The sequence below is a fragment of the Brevundimonas sp. GW821-FHT12E07 genome (assembly GCF_058807035.1).
The window spans coordinates 397,296-416,865 of the sequence record NZ_JBXAQH010000003.1 but is presented as its reverse complement, the minus strand read 5'-3'; the positions used below and the strand labels follow the sequence as shown (position 1 = coordinate 416,865).

At 62.8% G+C, this 19,570-nt stretch carries 14 protein-coding genes; 4 read left to right on the top strand and 10 right to left on the bottom strand.

Annotated elements, in window-relative coordinates; translation table 11 throughout:
- Window positions 1–19 precede the first annotated feature (19 nt).
- A complete protein-coding gene (locus tag AC1ROD_RS13755; protein ID WP_492948832.1) occupies window positions 20–1,081 on the top strand; it encodes a hypothetical protein in 1,062 nt (353 codons plus the stop codon).
- A 77-nt stretch (window positions 1,082–1,158) separates the two neighbouring features.
- Window positions 1,159–2,526, top strand: a complete 1,368-nt coding sequence (locus tag AC1ROD_RS13750) for a hypothetical protein (RefSeq protein WP_492948831.1) — start codon at window positions 1,159–1,161, stop codon at window positions 2,524–2,526.
- Between the two features lie 781 nt (window positions 2,527–3,307).
- Here the strand turns inward: AC1ROD_RS13750 and AC1ROD_RS13745 are convergent.
- The 6 genes from AC1ROD_RS13745 to AC1ROD_RS13720 all read right to left on the bottom strand — a co-directional run bounded on the left by AC1ROD_RS13745 (window position 3,308) and on the right by AC1ROD_RS13720 (window position 11,220).
- Window positions 3,308–5,362, bottom strand: coding sequence for an N-6 DNA methylase (locus AC1ROD_RS13745; protein ID WP_492948830.1), 2,055 nt, complete (start codon window positions 5,360–5,362; stop codon window positions 3,308–3,310).
- A 10-nt stretch (window positions 5,363–5,372) separates the two neighbouring features.
- Window positions 5,373–6,644 (bottom strand): 5-methylcytosine restriction system specificity protein McrC, encoded by a 1,272-nt coding sequence (locus tag AC1ROD_RS13740; RefSeq protein WP_492948829.1) that lies wholly within the window; start codon window positions 6,642–6,644, stop codon window positions 5,373–5,375.
- Window positions 6,645–6,647: 3 nt separating this feature from the next.
- Window positions 6,648–8,366, bottom strand: a complete 1,719-nt coding sequence (locus AC1ROD_RS13735; RefSeq protein WP_492948828.1) for an AAA family ATPase — start codon at window positions 8,364–8,366, stop codon at window positions 6,648–6,650.
- 70 nt (window positions 8,367–8,436) lie between these two features.
- The gene (locus AC1ROD_RS13730) at window positions 8,437–9,327 is read right to left on the bottom strand and encodes a DNA adenine methylase (protein WP_492948827.1); all 891 of its coding nucleotides are present in this window, start codon (window positions 9,325–9,327) and stop codon (window positions 8,437–8,439) included.
- 437 nt (window positions 9,328–9,764) lie between these two features.
- Window positions 9,765–10,379: a hypothetical protein gene (locus AC1ROD_RS13725; protein WP_492948826.1), complete on the bottom strand. Its 615-nt coding sequence runs from the start codon at window positions 10,377–10,379 to the stop codon at window positions 9,765–9,767.
- 181 nt (window positions 10,380–10,560) lie between these two features.
- Window positions 10,561–11,220: a hypothetical protein gene (locus AC1ROD_RS13720; protein WP_492948825.1), complete on the bottom strand. Its 660-nt coding sequence runs from the start codon at window positions 11,218–11,220 to the stop codon at window positions 10,561–10,563.
- A 279-nt stretch (window positions 11,221–11,499) separates the two neighbouring features.
- Between AC1ROD_RS13720 and AC1ROD_RS13715 the strand changes: the two genes are divergently transcribed.
- Together AC1ROD_RS13715 and AC1ROD_RS13710 are read left to right on the top strand one after the other, a co-directional pair.
- Window positions 11,500–12,873 carry a hypothetical protein gene (locus tag AC1ROD_RS13715; RefSeq protein ID WP_492948824.1) on the top strand — a complete coding sequence of 458 codons (1,374 nt, stop codon included), beginning with the start codon at window positions 11,500–11,502 and terminating at the stop codon, window positions 12,871–12,873.
- A gap of 25 nt (window positions 12,874–12,898) precedes the next feature.
- Window positions 12,899–13,312 (top strand): GNAT family N-acetyltransferase, encoded by a 414-nt coding sequence (locus AC1ROD_RS13710; RefSeq protein ID WP_492948823.1) that lies wholly within the window; start codon window positions 12,899–12,901, stop codon window positions 13,310–13,312.
- Between the two features lie 592 nt (window positions 13,313–13,904).
- On the opposite strand, the gene AC1ROD_RS13705 is transcribed toward AC1ROD_RS13710, so the two are convergent.
- From AC1ROD_RS13705 to AC1ROD_RS13690, 4 genes are all read right to left on the bottom strand, one after another.
- A complete protein-coding gene (locus AC1ROD_RS13705; protein ID WP_492948822.1) occupies window positions 13,905–15,788 on the bottom strand; it encodes a hypothetical protein in 1,884 nt (627 codons plus the stop codon).
- 24 nt (window positions 15,789–15,812) lie between these two features.
- On the bottom strand, window positions 15,813–17,777 hold the full coding sequence (locus AC1ROD_RS13700; protein ID WP_492948821.1) for an AAA family ATPase: 1,965 nt from the start codon (window positions 17,775–17,777) through the stop codon (window positions 15,813–15,815).
- Window positions 17,774–18,418, bottom strand: coding sequence for a hypothetical protein (locus tag AC1ROD_RS13695; RefSeq protein WP_492948820.1), 645 nt, complete (start codon window positions 18,416–18,418; stop codon window positions 17,774–17,776). The genes AC1ROD_RS13700 and AC1ROD_RS13695 overlap by 4 nt, the downstream gene beginning before the upstream one ends.
- Window positions 18,419–18,616: 198 nt before the next feature.
- Window positions 18,617–19,540, bottom strand: coding sequence for a HEPN domain-containing protein (locus tag AC1ROD_RS13690; RefSeq protein ID WP_492948819.1), 924 nt, complete (start codon window positions 19,538–19,540; stop codon window positions 18,617–18,619).
- Window positions 19,541–19,570 lie beyond the last annotated feature (30 nt).

Genomic DNA, 19,570 nt, shown 5'->3' with positions numbered 1-19,570 from the left:
CCGGCGTTTTCGAGGCCCCATGACGCATGTTTCCTGGATCTGCCGCGCCGGCGAAGAAGACGGCGGGACCATCTATGACCGGCTGATCCAGAAGAGCCTCTCCGGGGTGGAGATCACCTCTTGCGCCCTCACCGGCGCGGGCGGGCGGGCGGCGCAGCTGACGGGTATGGTCCGGGGTCTCGTCCCGCACGACCGCGCCCCCTACAAATCCGCGACGAACCGGGACGTCGCCCTGGCCGCAAGCGCGGACGCCGACGTGGTGGTGATCAGCCATGAAGGACTGGACTGGCTGTCACGCGCGATCCGTAAACCCACGGTCCTGTTGCTGCACAATGTGACCAGCGACTACGCGCGCCGCTTCCTCGGCGACCGGCCGGCGGGCAAGGCGCTCCACGCCCTCTATCGCCGCTACGAGCAGGGGGTCTATGCGCCCCGGCCGGGCCTGGCGATCGTCGCCATTTCGGAGATGGACAAGGCGGTCCTCGCCGGAATGACGTCGGCGCCGCTGTTCATGGCCCAGCCAGGCATGCCGCCGGCCCGTCCGCTGTCGCCGACCGCCGGGATTTCATCCCGTCTGGCCGTCTCGGGGACCTATGACTGGGTCCTGAAACGCAGCGGGCTGATGCGGTTCGCCGACGAGTATCAGGCGGCGGGCCTCCGTCTGGCCCCGGCGTTCGATCAGGATCCGCCCGACTTCCTGAAGGCCAAAGTCACGGACTGGCAGGCGGGCGAGATGAACCCGACCGACGGCCTCGCCTTCGGGCTCGTCACTGACCGGTTCGAGGCGGGGTTCAAGCTGAAGGTCGGGGCCTATATCGCCAACAACCTGATCACCCTCTCCTTCTCCGACGTGGGCGCCGACTACGAAGGCCTGCCCCATGCGGAAGAGTTCATCCGCCGCGTCCATTCCGCTTCGGACATAGAGCCGGTTATCCGCTCGGTTCTGGCCCTCGATCCCGCGGGGGTCATCGACCGGTTCCGGACCTTCCAGGCCGCCGCCGCGGCGCGCTTCACCTGGCCGCGCGCCAGCGACGCGGTGGGGGCTGCGATCGGGGCCGCGATCGCGTCCGCACGGTCGTGATCCGTTAGCAACCGGCATGCTATTTGCTATGCTTCCATATCCAGACACAGGCGCCGTGAGGCGAGGAACTGATCCGAATGTCCGTTGCCGCTGATTCCGCCTACGGACGCGCTCCTGCCCGGGGCTGGGCCACCGCCCAGGTCGCCGACCGCCCCTGGCCCGTGCTGTCGGTGCTGTGCCTGATCGGCTTCTACATCTCGCTCGACACCCGACTGGGTCAGGGCGTTGTGCCGAACATCCTGGCGACGCCGTTCGGCCTGTTGCTGCTGGTCGCCCACTGGCGGCGCATCTCGCCGCGCGTCGCGGTGCTGGCGGGCATACTGACGGGCTTCTATGCCCTGAGCGGCCTCTACGCCGGCATCTTCCTCGGCAAGGGCAACGAGCAGCTCCTGCCGCCCTTCCAGTTCGCCTATACGGTCCTGCCCGCCTACGGCCTCTTCCTCGATCTGACGCTGTGGAAGAAGCGCGACTTCCACCGGTTCACCGGATTTTTCACGGCCTTCATCGTCATCGGGTCGATTTTGGAGGTCTATACGCCTTTCAAGGAGTTGCCGCTGGCGTTCTGGCGCCTCCACCAGGCCTCAATGCATTACCAAGGCCAGGACTGGGGTACGGCCTTCCGCGACATCCAGGTGTACGGGCAATATCGTCCCAAGCTGTTCTGCTCCGAGACCTCCTACGTCGGGATCAATTTCGGCACCTATCTGACCATGTGGGCCCTGACCCGTCAGGGCAGGCCGTTCTCCACCGCCGCCATCATTGCGCTCACGACTCTCGTCGCCCTGTTCGTCATCCGCAGTCCGTTCTGCATTCTGCCCGCGATCATCTGGACAACCTTCTACATCCTGAACGCCACCGGCGGTCAGCGCGCCATCAGCGGCCCGGGCCTGTTCCTCGGCAGTCTCGTCGGCGTAGGGGTTATGCTGGTGTGCGGCGCGTTGATGTCGTCCGTCTTCGGCAGCCGTCTCGGCGCGGCCCAGGCCGGCGCGGACTGGAGCGTCGTCACGCGCACCTACGGCGCGATTATCGCCGGCTATCGGGTCGCCGTGGCCTATCCGTTCTTCGGCGCCGGGGTCGGCAATTTCGACGGCTTCCGCGCCATCCAGGCCCAGACCTTCATCGACTTCCACGTTCCCGCCTATGTCATCCGGTCCGACTTCTTCTCGCGTCTGATGAACAACGGATGGGGTTCGACCCTGGCCTTCTTCGGCTTCCTCGGCGCCTTCCTGCACACGATGATCTGGCTGCGGCTCATGCGAGCCCTCTCGCCGCTGATCAATATCGCAGCCGGTCTCGCCCTCCTGACGGTGGTCTACTTCACCTCCGGCGGCATCTATGTGCCCAAGGTGGTCTGGCCGATCTTCATCATCGCGGCCGCGATCGCCATTTCCGCCAAACAGGAACAGGCGCCTACCGTTGCCGGGCAGATGGTTCGCCCCTACTGAAGGCGGGCGAGCGCTAGTACCTAAGGCTCCAGCTCGATGTCCCAGTAGAGGAAACAGGTTCCGCCTGATCCGCGCCGACAAACTCCTGAGCGCGTTGATTAAAATCGACACCCGCCGCCCCGGCCGATGCCCATGGTCACCATATGGCCACCACGGCGACGGAAATCGCAGCGATTTACGTCATCGCAAAGAGGCTACCAGAAACCAGTGGTAAAGTCGCTAAGAACGACTTCAGAGCGCCAGAAACGGTCATTCGGTGAGCGTCGGAAACACGACATTCAGTCAAGCCGTCTTAGCCCGCGAACGTCGTTTGCCAGTCCGACGCCATCGCCTGTTCCCGACCCGTTGCGCACAGCCAGGCAGTCGGCTCCACATTCCGCAGAAATGGAGGTGGCTCGTAGCCTAGCGGAGAGACGGAAGGGTTCTTCCCTCGCACGCAGCGCTTGGATCAAGACCCCCTCCACCCCTTCGAGGCACCTTTCCTCATTCGCCAAGGGGCGAACAGGGAGATGTCGGTCTAGGTCCGATTGCGCATTCTTTAGGCGCTCCATTGCTCAAGACTGCTGAGCTTTTGACAAGCGTCCTAAGAGGGGTGCCCTCCCGGCCCTTCCGCATGGAGAATTGCCGCTCCCATTGGAGACATCGCGGTCAAGGCTTACACGGAATCTGCGGACCGGCGCGAGATGTTCTCCAGTATCCGAACAGCTTCCTGCCGCGCCGCCTGAGCCCGCTCGCGGGCCGACGCCAAGTCTTCTGCGTATCGAAAGGCGACGCGTTGTTCTTAGGCTGCGATCTTGCCGGCCCCGCTGGCGCGCCTGATCATCTGGTCCAATGTTCGTTCCGCGATCTGTACTGCGTCATCCCGGGCCGCAAAGTATCGCCAGAAGCCACGACGATCCCCCCGATCGGGCGAGAGCATCATCGCGACATCCGCGCGATCAAGGCCGTAAGCCTGCGCAACAGTGACATTGATAGACGCGAGCGCCTCGATCTGGTCGGCACGCGCCGACGCATCCCCTCGAGTTTGCCCAAGCGGACTCCGTGGCGATGCGGCGAGAACCCGCCTCCCCAGCTCGCAGAGTACTGAGGTCTGCTCAACCGAAAGTCGGGGCCAGACGAACCGCTCGAGATAGAATTTGTTGAGGTGCAGCCCCCCCAGAAGGCGCCTGGCCATCCAGTCAAAGATCAGGGAATTGAGGACAGCCGTGGCCGCTAGGGCGGCCTCGCCATCCGTGAACTGAAGGATCGGTGCGGTGTTTCCGCAGCGCCAAGTATCTGGGACGAGCGCGGCCAAGACGGTCCGGGTGTTGGTCGCCGACGTCACATCACACAGCGCCACTCGCGCCGGTTTCGCCGCCCCGCCCGAAGTGAGATACTGGGAATGACAGGCGGCGAGCGGACGGTCCCCATTGTCTTCCCAGACTGCGCGACGACCTTCGCCCCCAACGTAGCTCTTCTGGAAGCAGTCGTACTGCCCCACCATGCGGCCTTCGATGACCGGCACGACTTGGTCAGCGCAGGCCTTCGGCGGAGGATCTTCTCTTCTCCAGAGAAGCCCAGCTGCCTTGTCCAAGGTCAAATCCAGTTCCCGGCGATACCGAGGTCGCCCGAACGGCCCACCCTCAAATAAGGGCGTTCCATTCTTGAGCATCGTTTGAAGGAGCCGCCGCTCATCATGAGAGACAAGCTCCGGGATCATCCGATCCCGCCCCCCTAGGGTGTCGAAGTCATTACGCGAAAGCGTGACATGCGTCTTGCAGCTATCTCCGGGTTCTTCGCAAAACGCGCGGGTCTTCAAATCCCGTGTCCCTTGCGGATCCCGCGTCCCGAACAACAGGCCGAACTTGTAGCGGCTGTCGATCGAGAACAGCTTTTGGCGGTTCTCAAACGTGGTCCAGCGTTCGAGACGCAGATGATCAAAGTAGAGTCTGCGAAGCTCGGCCATGCCGAGGTCGGACCCGAACGCCGCAGGAATGAGAAGACCTATTCGACCGCCTGGCCTGATCAGGTGCGGGGCCAGCTCGACGAACGCCTTGAACAGGTTGCGATCGCCTCGTCCCTGGGCCGTGAAAAGCGGCGGCAAGCCCGGCGAGCCATTCGATGGTCGGGTTAGACGGTTGATCGTAGCGAGACGCTCATCATCCCAGGTCTCGCCATTCTGAGGACGAAGCGACTCCCACGGCGGATTCATTAGGACGATGTCGAAAGGCTCATCGGAAGACCAGTCCCGCGTCACGGCGTTGTCGAGGCTAATACGCGATGCGATATCCGCCACGGACAAGCTGGAGCCCGTCGCAATCCAAAGCTGCAGAACGCAGAGCTCCCGCGCCGCCGGATCAAGTTCAACGCCGAACAAACACTGCGCGGCCTTGTTCGGCGCATAGCCTCGAGCCTGAAGCGCGCGATACGCCCCCAACAACAGATTTCCTGCGCCGGCTGAGGGATCGATGATTCGGGGCATCGGCGACGACATCCCCTCGAGGGCCCCTTCGGCGAGGAGTTCCGCCAGCACGCTCGGCGTCGCAAATGCGCCAGCTGCCTTGCGGTCGTGAGCCGAAGCCTGGAAGGCCTCCACCCAGGCGTCAAAGTCCGCAGATGAAAGCGAGCCCTGAGCGGCCGACGCGGCCTCAAGAGCGTCCTCGGGCACGAACGCCGCAAACGACAGAGCCTCCTCTCCCAGCTCGCGCGCGAGATCGAGGACATGGCGCCGCGTGATCAAGGCCGCAGCTGGGGCGGCGACGGAGGCGGCGATCACGAGGTTGGTCGCCCTGCGAGCCGCTGTGGCGTCGAAGGCGGCCTGACAAAGCCGGTAGATGTGGCGCCAGAGTGAATCCATCACGGGATTCTCAGGCGATCTGCCCGGACAAGCAAGTCTCGCTCTCAAGGCAATTCAGCAGGTCCCAAGCACGCTCGACTTCGCCGCCCGCAGCATAGCCAAACAGGTTCAGACCGACGGCGTACAGCCGCGATGGCGATCCGTTCCCCGCCACACGCCAGGCGACGGTGTCGAACCTATTTGGATAAACCAGGATCGAGACCGGCGCCGAAACCGCCCGAGCGGCCGCGAGGGCCTGATAAATCTCGGTGCGAAGCGGTCCGGCCGTTGGATCGAAATCGCGGTATTTGGCCTCGAGCGCCGCAGCGACCTTGCCGTTTTTCGAGAGCAGGCCGTCCGGCTCCAGATCGTGGACCAGTCGTCCCGTTGGGAGCGTCCGATGAAGGATCGGCTTAAGCGCCTTGGCCGGCACCTCATGCGAACCTGTTTCTAGGGCCGCCGCGCGCAACGACCGTTCAAGCAGCCGCTCGAGGAGCGGCCAAGCCTCGATAGCGATAGACACGCCGGCTTGACGGCCGTTCGGCCCCAGCAAAGATCGTCTGGCGAGCACCGCGCAGGTAATCGACCAGGCTGGACCGTAGACCGACCATTGGGGCGGCAATCGACGATGCTCGATCCCCGGATTCAGCTCCGAGAGCGCCGGCAGGCCGGGTCGCAACAAGGCGGCCACTCGCGACAGTCGGGCTCGCGTGGCGGCACGCCGGCTCGACGCAGCTAGGAGATGGCATGCATGCGCCATCGCCGCAGTGAACTCATTGTCCGGCGTCAGAATATCGTAGCTGACCGCAAACCGGGCTGGATCGGCGAATACGGAGGCGAGCCAACGGTTTACGTCGAGCTTGCCTTTGAGATGCGATCCTGACTGCGCGCTCCGTCGCATGGTCAGCAATGGTCCGTCTCGCCGAAGGGCGCGCTCCAGACGAGCCACATAAACCGTCGCGATCGCTTCAATCAAATCAGGCCTGGCGGACGCCTGTCCGCCGCTGCGATCGCCGGCCGCGTCAACGGGATCATCCCCGATCAGAAGGGACAGTACGCTGCGAACCCAGTCGTCGCCGGGACGGGTCTTGGGCTCGACATCCACGATGACGCCGTTTCCGATGTCGATCGCGCCAATGAGGTTGCGGATTCGAAGTCCGGTCTCGTCCTCCTCCAAGACAGGCAGCCCCATCTTAAGCCCCCTCTTCAGACGGAAGAGTGCTGGCCTCAATCGCGCCAAAACCTCCGGCTCCAGGCCGACGTTTTGGCCTTCGACGACCGAATAGCGGCGGCGAACCGTCACCCCTTAGTCGCCAAGGACGGATTTCAGTGTCGCCAATCGCGCCTCGAGGTCGCTCAGCCCCGCGAGGTCCCTGAACTCCAGTCGGGCCCCCGCCACTGACGCGAGGGCGGGCGGCGGTTGACGCCAGAACGCCACCGATCCGGAGGTCGATCCATCGACCTTCAGAATTGCCGCCAAGGCTTCGTCCTGGTCCACGAACGTCAAGCGAAGCGTTGAGAGTATTCGCTGCTCAAAGGCAGTGACCAATGCTTCGCCCAAGGCTTCCCGGGTCTCTCCTATGACCGACCAAAGAAGCGCGTGACCGAGCATGAAGTCAGGGCCGAGCACCAGGTCAATCCGACGGTTCAATGTCATGAGGAGGCGTACAGTGAGTTCAGCCGCCTCCTCTCGCGAACCGGCGGCCGCGACCATGCCCGAGGCGAGGTCAGGAATCGCGACGCCGAGACGTGAACTCAGCACCTCATAGTCCGGATCGACCCGGATGATCGCGAACCGTCGACGAAGGGCGGCGTCGATGGGTGCTACGGATCTATCGGTGCTGTTCATGGCGGCGACGAGGGCAATCCCCCGCGGAAGTTTCAGCTCCGCGTCAATCTTGACCTCCCCATCGGCTCTCTTAAACGCGTCAGTGACGGTCATGGCGCGGTCGGCAAACGGGCGGGTGATGCTGGCCCCATCCCCGAGTCGGGTCGATCGCTTCTCTGCGTCCAGAAGCGCGAGCGTATCTCCGAAGATCGCGGCAGCCGGACCGCGGTTGAATTCGTCAATTATCAGCAGGGCTTCGCGATCACTATTGGCGGCCCAGTGGGCGAGATTGAGCAGAGGCCCCGGCCGCGCCTCCAGGCTGATCCCCTGCCCGGTTCCCGGCGCCAGCCCCGCCACGAAGTTCTCGTAGGTGTAGGAAGGATGGAAAACGAGGCCGAGGGCGCGTCGGCCGGTCGCGGAGTCTTCAGGCGACCGCCAGTTATGGTCCCAGAGCTCTGGATCGAACTCGGTGTTCACCTCATAGTCGGCACGGAGGTCTTCGAGAACCACGGTCTTGCCAGTGCCGGGAGGCCCCACCAAAAGTACATTGGGGTCTTTGGCCAGAGCCGCCTTGATTCGGGCCATGAGCGCCGGAGCGCGCGACGTCCCTGCACCTCGTAATCGCACGCCCCCGCTGCCTTTGTTACCAAGCGCTGCCATCGCTTCGCGGACCGCCTTGGGCAAGACGGCGACGCTGCGCGCCTCGAAGCCCGGCGGCGGATTTCCCAAGTAGACGCGCGCATGAAGGATGCCGTCTTCGCCCTGCAGCTTGACGGCGACCAGCCACGGCTCTTCCTGACGAGCCGTCATCGCCTCAAGCTGAATGTTGGCACTCTGCGCCGTCTGCTGGTTCGGGTCGCCGAGAACGGTCGCGAAGACCTCCAAGTCCCGGTCCCCGAGCTTGAAGGGAAGAACAGTATCCTGCGCCACGCGAATATCTAGCTCGCCTCGACGATCGTTACCGGTCACCTTCTCCTTCCAGTCGGCGACAAGCTCTCCACCCGGCCAACGCCAGCTCACTTCAATCGCTTCGCCTGCGGCGCGATTCAGAACCTCGTCGAGCACAGTCTTTGCGCTCCCAGATGTCTGAAGATAATTCTTGCTGTAGCCGTCAGAGCTAAAGCGCCCGTACACCGCCTTGAACGCGGAAACCTCGTAGCGCCAGAAAACTACGGCTTCGACCGGCTTGTGCGGCAAGATTCACCTCCCAACTGCGACTCCTAAGTAGGCGGCTACAGACATGTCGTCTACGTCAGGTTGGTTCAGGTCAGCGGTAGGCGTCCGGACCGCCGACGATCACCACTTCCGGAGAATCCGCAGGCTCAACGTTTCGACGGTTCTGAGCAGCCACGGAGCGGCGCGTGGTGAACCGAACAATCCGTGCGTGAGCGAAGAGTTCGCGGACCAACGGCGTATCTCTGTTCGATAAGACCCAGTTCACGCCCGCGTTAGACAACCCTTCACAAAGCTCGGCGAGTTCCTTCAGATCCGCGGCCCGGAAACGCTTCTCCGTATAACCGGCGAACTTGCTGGTATCCGAAACCGGCAGATAGGGGGGGTCGAGATAAACGAAGTCGCCTGGCCCGACTTTGGACAGGGCAGCTCGGAAATCTTGTTCAACGATGCCGACTCCGGCAAGCGCGCGCGCGGAGTCGCCAAGCTCATCGGCAGAAAAACCTCTGAAGCTCCGCTGGCCATACGGCACGTTGAAAACACCCCAGCGGTTGACGCGCCAAAGAGCGTTCCAAGACGTCTGGTTTAGGTAGAAGAAGCGCGCGGCCCGATCTACCGCCTCCTTGGGAGATGCCGCCCGAATGCAATAGTAGTCTTCTTCCGTACTTCGACCGTCGAACTGGGAAAGCGACTTCAGCAGATCGTTCGGTCTCGCCCTAACGACGTTCCAAGCATTAACTAGTTCGCAGTTTAGGTCCGACAGAAGGCAGACCCCCGTTGCCCGCTCGCGCACGGCGAAGAAGACCGCGCCAGAGCCGAGGAAGGGTTCGTGGTAGTTGCGAAACCTCTCCGGCACGAACGGCAGGATCGCATCGAGCAATCGGGTCTTGCCCCCAACCCAACGGACAAACGGACGCCCCGCGCGGGCGGTCAGTTTAAGCGGTTTGCAGGAATCAACCGCGAGCGTGGGCGTAACATGGCTCATACGTAAAACTTCCCCGACGCTGGCAACTGAATATGGGCCGCCGAGATCGAGGTCAACGTGAGCCATGACCGAAACCGTGGATCAGTGTTGCGACAATGTCGGACGTAGGCCGCTGAAACAGGCGTGTTCATAGCAGTTAGAGCTCAATAAGCAGTCGCCTTTCTCTGACCTTCGCGCGCATCGAACGCACAGCAAAGTTGTCAAAGACTGTAGGCGCTTCACCTCAAGGTTCACGCGTCTTTGAGCCCAACTCGGAGCTGATCCAAGACCCGCAGTTTACCCATCTGGCCGACCGCCCAGATTGCCAATCCCTGGTCGCCCATGACGCCGCTTTCGGATCGATTTACGAGCACCAGCGCTTCCTTGTCAGAGCAGGGTCTACCCGTTTTGGCGCAGAGATAGGCGTAGGTCGCGGGAAGTCGGGCGTAGACCGCCTCCTAGACCTCTTCGGTAACCGTCGCAGCTCTCAGCGCGGCGCGGCTCACGATCCAACCTTCAGTATCTTGGGCGACCAGCTCTGGAAGCAGTTGGGTCAAGCATTCTGGATGGCCGCGCTTGGCTAAGAGCGCCGCCGCCTTGGGGTGTCCAGACCGCCGCCAGACTTCGGCAACTTCCCAAGTATCGAACAAGGCTTCGTCGCTCGCGATCGCTTTGACCCACCGGGCCAGAGTGCCGGAGGTTCCCCGGTCTCGCCATCGCTCTAAGACTCCGTGGCGGGCGGCAGGGCCGAGGTAGACGTACAGCTGCGCAACCAACGCATCGATCCGCGTCCGCTGGCGTCCATCGCGAGGCTCGATCGCCAAGAGGGAGTGTCCGAGCGCGTCGAGTTCCGACGGGGCCGCCCACTCCCGGCCAAGCCGCAGAATACGGTTCCGGATCGCGCCTCGCACTGCAGTCGTGTCGTCGAGGGTCAGGAGTGCAGCCTCTCCGATCTCAGAAGGAGTGAGGCAGGCCGCGTAGGCGTGCAGAAGCTGACGCGGAGTTTCTTCCCAGCCCTGATGCTCGGCACATTCCGCCATTCGCCTCAGAATCCCGGAGACGCGGCTCGTCATCGATTCTCTTCGCCCCTTACTTCCGAACCTGTTCAGCGATTCCGGCGTTGCGGGAAGCTGATACCGCGGCTCCGCAATGCAGGGAACATCGCGACTAAGGTGCGCCAGCAGCAGACATTGGTACTGCGCCCGTAATCGGTCGTAAGACAGGTTGGTCTGCGAAGATCTTTAGGCTGATCGCTTATTGCTCCTCGCCGCGAAGCGCCGACGGCATTAGGGACAGAATCACCGGCTTATTAGCCACGGCTGCGGATGGGCTTGGCACTGGCCATTCCCGCTGGATATGCGCAAGAATCGCGTCGAGGTGATCGGCGGCTTCCGCTCCGTAGGCATCGATCATCTTGCCGAGATCGACCCTTGGGTGGCTTACCGTCTGAGTTCCACCGTCCCAAAGCTCGTACGTGAGCTCGCTGTAGGTCTTGTCCTGCCGCCCCATGAAGCTGCGCATGGGCCCTTTGGAGCGATGGTTCTTTGGACCCGATTTCTTGTTGCCGGGATGGCCGACCAAAAGGTTTCGGAAGTCGCGGATGTCTTTCCAGGCCGCGCCGCCCGATACTGCGGGAGCGCCGACGGACGCCGCCAACTCGACAAGCGCGTCCTGCTGGATGATCACCGCCTGCACGACGCCCCAGAACTCGATGTAAGCCACCATGGCTGACGGGGAGAACTCGCGACGCCGATGGGTCCATAGCGCTTCGCCGGTATCCTGCAGTAGGAGCATCGCCGTTTCGTACTGGGCGAATCGATCCCGGCCGCCCGCCTGCAGAAAATGGCCCTCCCGGATCCGCGACGCGTGGAAATGGTGATAGATCGCACTTCGGACGCGTAGTAGCCGATCCATCAGTATTCCCCTCCCAACCAGCCGTCGTCTCGTCTGCGTCACACGTCCAAGCCTCAACCTATTCCTCTGTCGCCCCGGCCGGCGTCCCGCATGGCTTGCCCCCGCGCGAAAACGCCTTGGCGGCCGCGTCGCGAAGGCGGATGAGAACCTTCATGCTGGCGAGCATGTCGACTGACCGGGTGGGGGCCGAGAAGCGGACAGGTCAGATGGGCGAACAACGGTTACAAGCTACACCATCAATGCTCTAAGGTTGCACACGCTTTTCGTAATGGTGGCCTCGTGGATTCCAGTTTCGTAGATATCGACATCCTGCTGACCAGGGTCCGCAACCCGCAATCCCGCACCTATTTCCTCGACGCTGTCAGGGCCTACAAGGCCGGCGCCCTGCGCGCCGCCCTGACCGCGGCCTGGGTCGCCATCGCTTACGATCTCATCGCCAAATACCGCGAACTGAGCGCCCAAGGTGACGCCGGGGCGACGACCTTTCTGCAATCGTGGGACCATGCGACGGCCAACAGCGATGTCCGACAACTGCTTCACCTCGAAGGCCGGATCATCGACGACGCCGCCGACATCACCCAGGCGATCAGCCAGATTGGCAAGCGTCAACTCGAGCGTTTGCGCGAGGATCGACATCTGTGCGCGCATCCCGCCTTCTCGGCCGAAGCGCTTCTGTTCGAGCCCACGCCCGAACTGGTGCGGATGCATCTCGTCAATGCGGTCGATCTTGTCCTCTCGCAGGAGCCTCTTCAGGGTCGCGCCATTTTCCTGATCTTCGAAGCCGACGTACAATCGCCGGGGTTCCCGTCTGACCACGACCGGATCCTGCACTATGTCGAGCAGAGATATCTCGACCGGGTGCGGCAGCAGAACATCCGGAACTTTGGAACCGTACTTGCCAAGTCGCTGCTCAAGGGCATCCCGCCACACCTCGATGGCGTCAGCAGCAAGATTACCTCGGCGTTAATGGCGATCCGAGAACGGGCACCGGCGGTCTGGCCCGACGTGACCCCGGCCATCGTGAACCTTATCGATGGCTTGGGGCCCGACGAGCGGTCCAGAGCGATCGCCTTCGTGGCCGCTTTTCCTGCCTTCTGGCCCCTGCTTCAGGAACCGACGCGCACGGTTTTGCAGGAGACGGTCAACAATCTGACGCCCGACAACCTAACGGACACCCGTATCCTGCTAGGGGTGACGTTTGAACCTTTTCGCGCGCACCTGCTCGCCGTGATTGCGCGTCTCGACGAGGCGCAAGCGGGCGCCGCGATCGGTGGATCGCCGATCCCCGACCTGTGGCCGACCGCGCTGCAGAACTATCGCAACTCAGGGAGTTATCGCGGGTCCGAAGCGAACTTCGGTCAGTTCATCACCCCGTTCACCGGGCACCTTTCAGAGGCCCAGCTTGATGAGCTTCTCGACGCCGTGATCGGGAATAGTCAGAACTACGCCGCCGCTGCAACCAGCGTCCTTCTATCGACGCTGCTCCGCAACGCAGGGGCCAACCGCCGCCCATCCGCGGGCGCCCGAAACCGCTTCCACCTGCTTCTACGTCGGCGTCGCCACCTGCAGCAGTTCGATAATGTCTTCGAACTTTTCGGCGAGGACGGCTGGGTGGTACCGCCCGCGCCAGCAGAGGACGACGATGAGCTGTGACCATGGCTATTGGTAGGGCGGTTAGATGACCGAATCCGACGCGCCTGAAGTCGTTCTCAGATCGGCGACGCGGGAGGATCGGACGGCCATGATGACCATCATGAGCCCGTACCGAAATGCTCACTTTCCCGGAAACCTGGACACGAGACGCACCCGGATCGCCGAGATCGCCACGGAGATGGTTGGCTTCATCGGCTGGAAGGAGGACCAGGTTCTGGCGCTCTACGTCGAGCAAGGCTGGCGTGGCAAACGCATCGTCGGGGACGCGCTCCTCAATGCTGTGGAGGCCGAAATCCGTGCCGTCGGCCATCCGAGCGTCCGAATCATGATCGACGCCGGGGAGACCCGTGCGCATCGATTCTATCAAAAGCGCGACTACGTCACGGAGGAGAATCCGGACAACGCAGACACTCTTTGGATGATCAAATTGCTCGTGTGACTTGGCCGGAGGGCTTCAAGCGCTCAGTGGATTTTTCCAGATGTACCCTGAGCAGCTCAATGACAGCTCAGCGCCAGAACCAGTCATTCAGTGACAGGCAGAATCAAGACATCGTAGTGTCAGGAGCACGCTTCCCGCTCGGCTGGCTAAGACAGACCGGGCTGAATGTGGGCAGCGATAGCTACCGCTACATGCGGGCGTGAAGAACCTGTTTCAGAACGAGTGTCGGTTCGAGGCCCACCACCGGCACCAACCCTTGTCAGGTAGCTCGCAATACGGCGGAGAGCAGATTTGGCCGTTTCCGTCGATCGCTCGGGTTTCCGCGAGGGCCCGGCCTTGATAGGCAAGGCGAGCGACAGTTCACCTCTTGGCCGGTAGAAGAGCTGCTCGGAGACGCGGTGCCTCGCGTCCGGCCGACGGTTGAATAAGCGAGGCAGCATTCAGACCGCTTGGTTTCGTCGTGCGTCGACGTCGGCGGACTCGTTCCCATCTGCACCGCATCGCCGATAATGCCACTCTTGTAGACAAGGCGGCGGGCTGAGGTCTCTGCGCCGGGCGTTCCGTCCCCCTCTGGGAATTCGGCACCGTAGTGCTACCCGTTCACCACGGGAGTCCTGACGCGCGACGGCGCCGGCCGATGTCCGGGTATGCGCCAAACGACAATCGCCCGGCCAAGGCTATCCCCCGGACCTTTTACGTTTTCGACCCAGCAGTTATCTTCCAAAGTCAGGGACCAATCCTTCTGTGAGCACAGGTCGAGGACCACGAGGAAACCCAGCTTCGGCCCCGTGAGCAGGTAACTTGCGGCCTGCCCTAGATATCTCGCAATCCCCTTGCGGGAGGCATCGACCCTCTCGCGCTTGATCTCGATCACGCACTGCCAGTCGGACCGAATAACCGCGATGTCCGCCCGCCCGGCACCGATGTCCGGAGGCTCTCGAATAATCTGGTGCTGGGCGAACACGGGGGCGCCCAGACGCAGGGTATGCCAGAGGCTCGTTTGGAGTTCGCGCTCCAGCGGGGCCTCGTCTCCAGCGTCGAAGAGGAAGTCTAGGAACCCCCTAGCACCAGACGGCGTCACGTCCAGACAGTGGGCGAGAAAGCGGATCAGGGCCGCAATCAGGACGCGGACGTCATGGCGGACATCCCCCTTGTAATCAGGATGTCCATCTAGGGCGTTCGTCAAACGGACATAGACCTCGTCAAGTTTTCCGGTCAGCGCCGTCCGATTTCCGAGCGCCTCGAGGCTGGCGAGGGTCGGGAGGGGATCATTTGAGCCGTCGGGTACCTCCCCCGTTTCGCCATCGGGCTTTCCCGGCGCGCGCCCGTTGGCATTCTCCATGGCCTCAAGCAAAAACTGGGCATGCTCTCGTTCCCCGGGCGGTGTAGCCGGATCGTCCGCCCACGCCTGCACGTGCGACTTCAGCCCTTCGCGCGCGACGAGACTGCCGGCGGTCCGATCAATCACGGCGGCCCCGAGGCCGTTCGAGAAGCGACCGACGGTCAGGCTTTCGCGAAGTCTGCCGAGCTGTCGCAGCACCGGCAGCGCATTTAGCCAACTCGCCTCGTCCAGCCTACGGGGCAACCCGTTCAGTGCACTGACAAGGATGTACCACTCAGTTTCGCTGGCGATTGACGGGCGAAGCCAGCTCCTCACTGCCGACCGATCCATCTCCATCAGGCGCGTTCCCGCGATTTCCGAAGTCGATGCGATATGGGCGTCCACTTCGTCGTAGGACCGGCCCGCACAGAAGCTCGCGACGGCCGAGACGGCATGGTGAAGCGCGGCGGCTTCTTCCATGTCGGGATCAGCGGTAGATGCACGAGCAAAGGCTTCAGAAGCCGCCTCCAAACCCGCTACAAGGTCGGTCGGCTCCGCCTGCCCGAGCGCCTCATCGAGTGCAATCAGGGCCAGTTCATAGAGCGCTTGATCGGAGGCCTCCTCGCTGAGAGCGAGGCGCTGCAGAACGACGAGGAGGTCGGGTGACCGCGACCAAAGCCAAGCCAATCCCGCCAAGCGGGCTGCGCGGGCGACGAACATGGGCCTGTCATCAGCCCTGACGTCATCCAGTGCCGCGATCACAAAAGGTCTGGAGGCACCGCCAGCCTGGGCCAACAAGAAGGCACCCGCCAGCGCCTCGGACGCCAGATCCGCATCTAGGTCAGAGCGGCGCTCTACGGTCCGTTCAAGAAGCGCCTTCTGGGCGGAGCGCAAATACCGGGGGTCTAGGGCTGCTCCAGCGACATGCTGGCTGGCGGCGGCGAGGACCAACGGATATCGGTTGCGCCTCAGCGTATCCACCACCACCGAGAACAGCTCGGGAGCCGCAGCGCCGTCGTCCACGATGGCCCGCACGAGCCTGTCCGCATAGAGATTCGTCGCCAGGTGCGGCTGGTCCCTCAGCGCTTCCACCCCTCCGAGGTCGGCGAGAGATGGTGCCCTGACCGCAGCGAGCCGCTCAGCGATGTCCATCATGGTGCGGTCATCGGAGCCACCTCATCAGAACATGGTCCCGGAAGGCCCGGGAACGATGATGTTATCCTTGTGGAATGCAGGGGTCAGCAGCCCGCCGCGAGCTGATGCGACGAAGATTTGCAGGTTTGGTGTTTCCTTCGCAATCCGGTTGATCTCGGAGATCATGGCGACCAAGTCCGGCTCGCTCAATTCCTCGCTGCCGGGAGAGTCGATGAGCAGCAGGCCGGGGTGATGGCCGAAACCAGTGTCGAGCGCCATCCGCATCATGGCGATGACCAGCGCGATCCTCAGGCGCAGACGCTGACCGGGGGTCTGCTTGCTGTAGGAGCTCGTCACACCGGAGATGCCGACCTGAATACCATTCCCGCGAACGAGAACGCTCTCTAGCCCCTTGAATCCGAACCGCTGGGCGACAATCACCATCTCGTCGCCGAGCCTGGTCATTACGTCCGCCCCGGTCATCTTCATCCGGGTCTCAGCGATCTGCTCGGCGGCTTTGAGGATCACCAGCCGTTCGGCCGAATGCTCCGGCGCCTCGGTGCGCGCGAGCGCCTTCAGCTGATCTAGCGCACCCGTCACACGCAGTAGATCGTCCTCGAGCGTCCGGCGCCGGCGGATCGCCGAGGCCTGCGTTTCGGCCTGTCTGACCTTGGTCACAACAGCCGCACGGGAATTCATCACGCCGGTTAGCACCTTGCGGGCCTCGTCGAGGTTCGTCTGCGCCGCTCTTTCCGCGGCTACCAGCTCCTCGACACGCTGCCGGGCGGCGTACAGGGCCTCTTCAAGCGCTTCCGCGTCGTCGTTCAGTGTCGATCGATCACAGACCGCGCATCGTCCCTCGGCCTCCTCGGCATGGCTGCGCTCTTCCTCGAACGCGCTCGCGCAGCGTGGACAACAGACCGGATCGAGACCCGCGAACACTTTGCGCGAGGCAGCCCCCTCCCGGAGCCGCCGTTCGGTAGCCTTGGCCTCGTCACGCTGGGTGCGGAGTGCCGTCGCCGACGTCTCGAGGCCAGCAACTTTTGTCTGTAACTCGCTGGACTGGCGCAGCAGCGTGGCGTTCTCAATGCTGAGGTCGTCCAGTTCCTTGGTGCTTATCGCAACACTGGCCTCCTTCTTCAGCAGGTCCTTCAGGCGCCGGGTCTCGCCTTCGAGGGCCTTGATCTCCACGCCGTAACGCGCTTGCGCTGCGCGCACGACCGAGGCGCCTTCGGCTTGCGCTTGGTCGAGCGTGACGGCGTTCCGCAGGGCCATGTGGGTCGCAGCGTAGGGCATGCCCATAAAAAGCTGAAGCATGCGCCACCAGAGCGCGCCAGTCGTGACATCGCCTAGGATGGCCGGGTGGGAACCCTCAATGAACATCGAAGCGACATAAGCCGTCCACGCATGGGCGTATTGGGTCGCCTCCTCCCCCCTGTGGTTGACGGTGGCGATAGGCTGCAAGGCAAAGCGATCCATCATGAGATCGCTCATCACCTGCTCGAACTGGTCCTCGCCTTTGAAGGTATGAAGCGTCCGCGCCGGACCGGGGGCCAACAGAACCAACTTGCCTTGAGGCTCCCCATCAAGGTCCGTGAAGCTGACACAGTAGCGCTCGCCGCCGATTGTGAACTCCAGTTCCACCTCGTCGATCCATGCCCGCACCTCGGGCTTCAGCGATCTCGGCCGGCCGCGCAGGGCCCAGACAATCACGTCGAGCACGGTGCTTTTACCGATCTGGTTGGCGTCCGGGCTGAGGATGCCGAACAAACCCGGTCCGAGGTCAGACCAAGTGAACTGGTAGGGTCCGTCCTCGTATTTGGTCGCGCGCTTGACGCCGCTGAAGGCTAACCGCCGGATCGCGAGCGTGTCCGCGCGACGGGTCGGACGCTCTTCACCGACCCCGATCTCGGACAACACCAAGTCAACGGCGGCCACGGATGTCTTGGCTTTCTCGGCCACGGCTTCACGTAGCGGTGCCAGCGGCGCGTCAGCTTGGGTGTCCGTCATCTGGCGGTTTCCAGTCTTTCAAGCCTCGCACGAACCTGTTCGGCGATGGACGCGATTGTTTCCCCGTTCGGCGCATTGGCGTATTCGGGATTCTCGTACTGCATGCGGGCAAGATCCTCTCCTGTCCGGCCTTCACAGAAGAGGCCGACGAGTTCTGCGCGATTGGCGTACCAACGGGCCTCCTCCATCTCCCTGACCATTCGGGCCGCCAGATCGGCGCCTTTCGAGAGCAGGAAATATGTGCGCCGGCGATTGGCGGGATGCCTCCTGGTCACCGCGAGGCCATAGCTGATCAATGGTGCCAGCCCCGTGTCGATCGGCTCGTAGGCACCCCACAGATACTTAGCCATCGCATCCCGGCGTAGCTCGGGCTCTTCGCTGTTTAGGATAGCCTTCGCATGCCTCAACCAGCGCGCGTCGTTGCTATCCTCGTATTCATCGAGCAGGGCGTGGGCGAGATGGTCAGGATTGCGCATCCAGAAATCCATCTTCTGAAGCCGCTTCTGCGACCAGATGACCCGAACTGCGTCCGGCTCAGGCGAAGGATCGCCAACCGACTCGCCCGCATTTGCGAATATGAAGAGCAGCCGCAGCGCGTCGCGAAATTGCCGCGTCGGCTCGTCCAGATAAGTGGCATCCAAAACGACAACGTCCCCCACACCATAGTAGACGCTACTGCCGCCTGAGCTTTGCGGCAACCTCCGCGTGAGCCCACGCCTCAGGGTTCTCGGAAGCCGACCTTCTTAACGTCCGCGTTGAGCCCGTTCCGGACCGTCGCGCGTTCGCTGGCATTCAGGCCTACAGCGGATTTCCATCTGCCAGTTGAGCCCATTCGGCCGTTAAGGGAGATTGGGGCCTACCCGGCCTGCCATGAGCGTCAGATGGCGCTCGCAAGCATTTTCAACATTCTCCCGAAGCACTCCGATACGCTCCGTCAGCCACGCCAATTCCTCGGCCGTAATCCGGTAGTGTGGCGAGTACCGCGCCTTGACATAGGCGGCGCGCAACAGCTCGAAGGCACGACGTTGGAACTTGGTTTCGGACGGCCAAACTTCAGCCAGTTCTGGGACCAGAGCTTCAGCCGTACGGCGTAGGGCAACAATCTTATGAGATTTCGGCGAATATAGCGTCATGACCAGCAGCAGGCAGTGGTAGAGGCGCTCGGTCGCCTGATGCAGCAAGAACGCGGCGTCGTTGTGTTTCCCATTCGTGAGATAAAACGCCGCGCCCAGTGAGGCGTTGTCTGCGCTCTCGAGCCAGTGGGCGAAGTAGCCTTCGGATTCTCGTAGAGCCACCGCAACCGGTAGGGGCTGCGGTTCCCTGAACACAACGCCCCCCGTATCGACCAGCACGATCCCGTCGCGCACGATGTCGATGAAGAAGTACCGGCCGCGCTCCAGCTGATGGTTCACGTCGTCCAGACTGTGGACGATGATGCTGACGGGCGTCTTCCATGCGCCCTGACCAACGGAGTGGGACAGAAGCCGCTGCTCGGCCCTCGCCCAGAACTCCGGATCGGCGAGGTCCTCATGATCGACCACGACCAGCAAGTCGAAATCGGAGAAGTAGCGCCCGACCGGATCCTCGACCCAATCGCCGCGCGCATAGCTGCCGAACAGGATGATCTTGAGAATGCGGCCGTGCTTCAAGCGGTCCGCCTTGCGGGTCGAGATTGCCTCGGCGAAGGACGAGGTCAGGATTTCGACTGCCTGGTCGAGCTCCCTGCGCTTCGAAGCCGGAAGTGATTTAAGCGCCTTCTTCATGTGCCGAGTCTCCCTGATACGGGCGTTAAC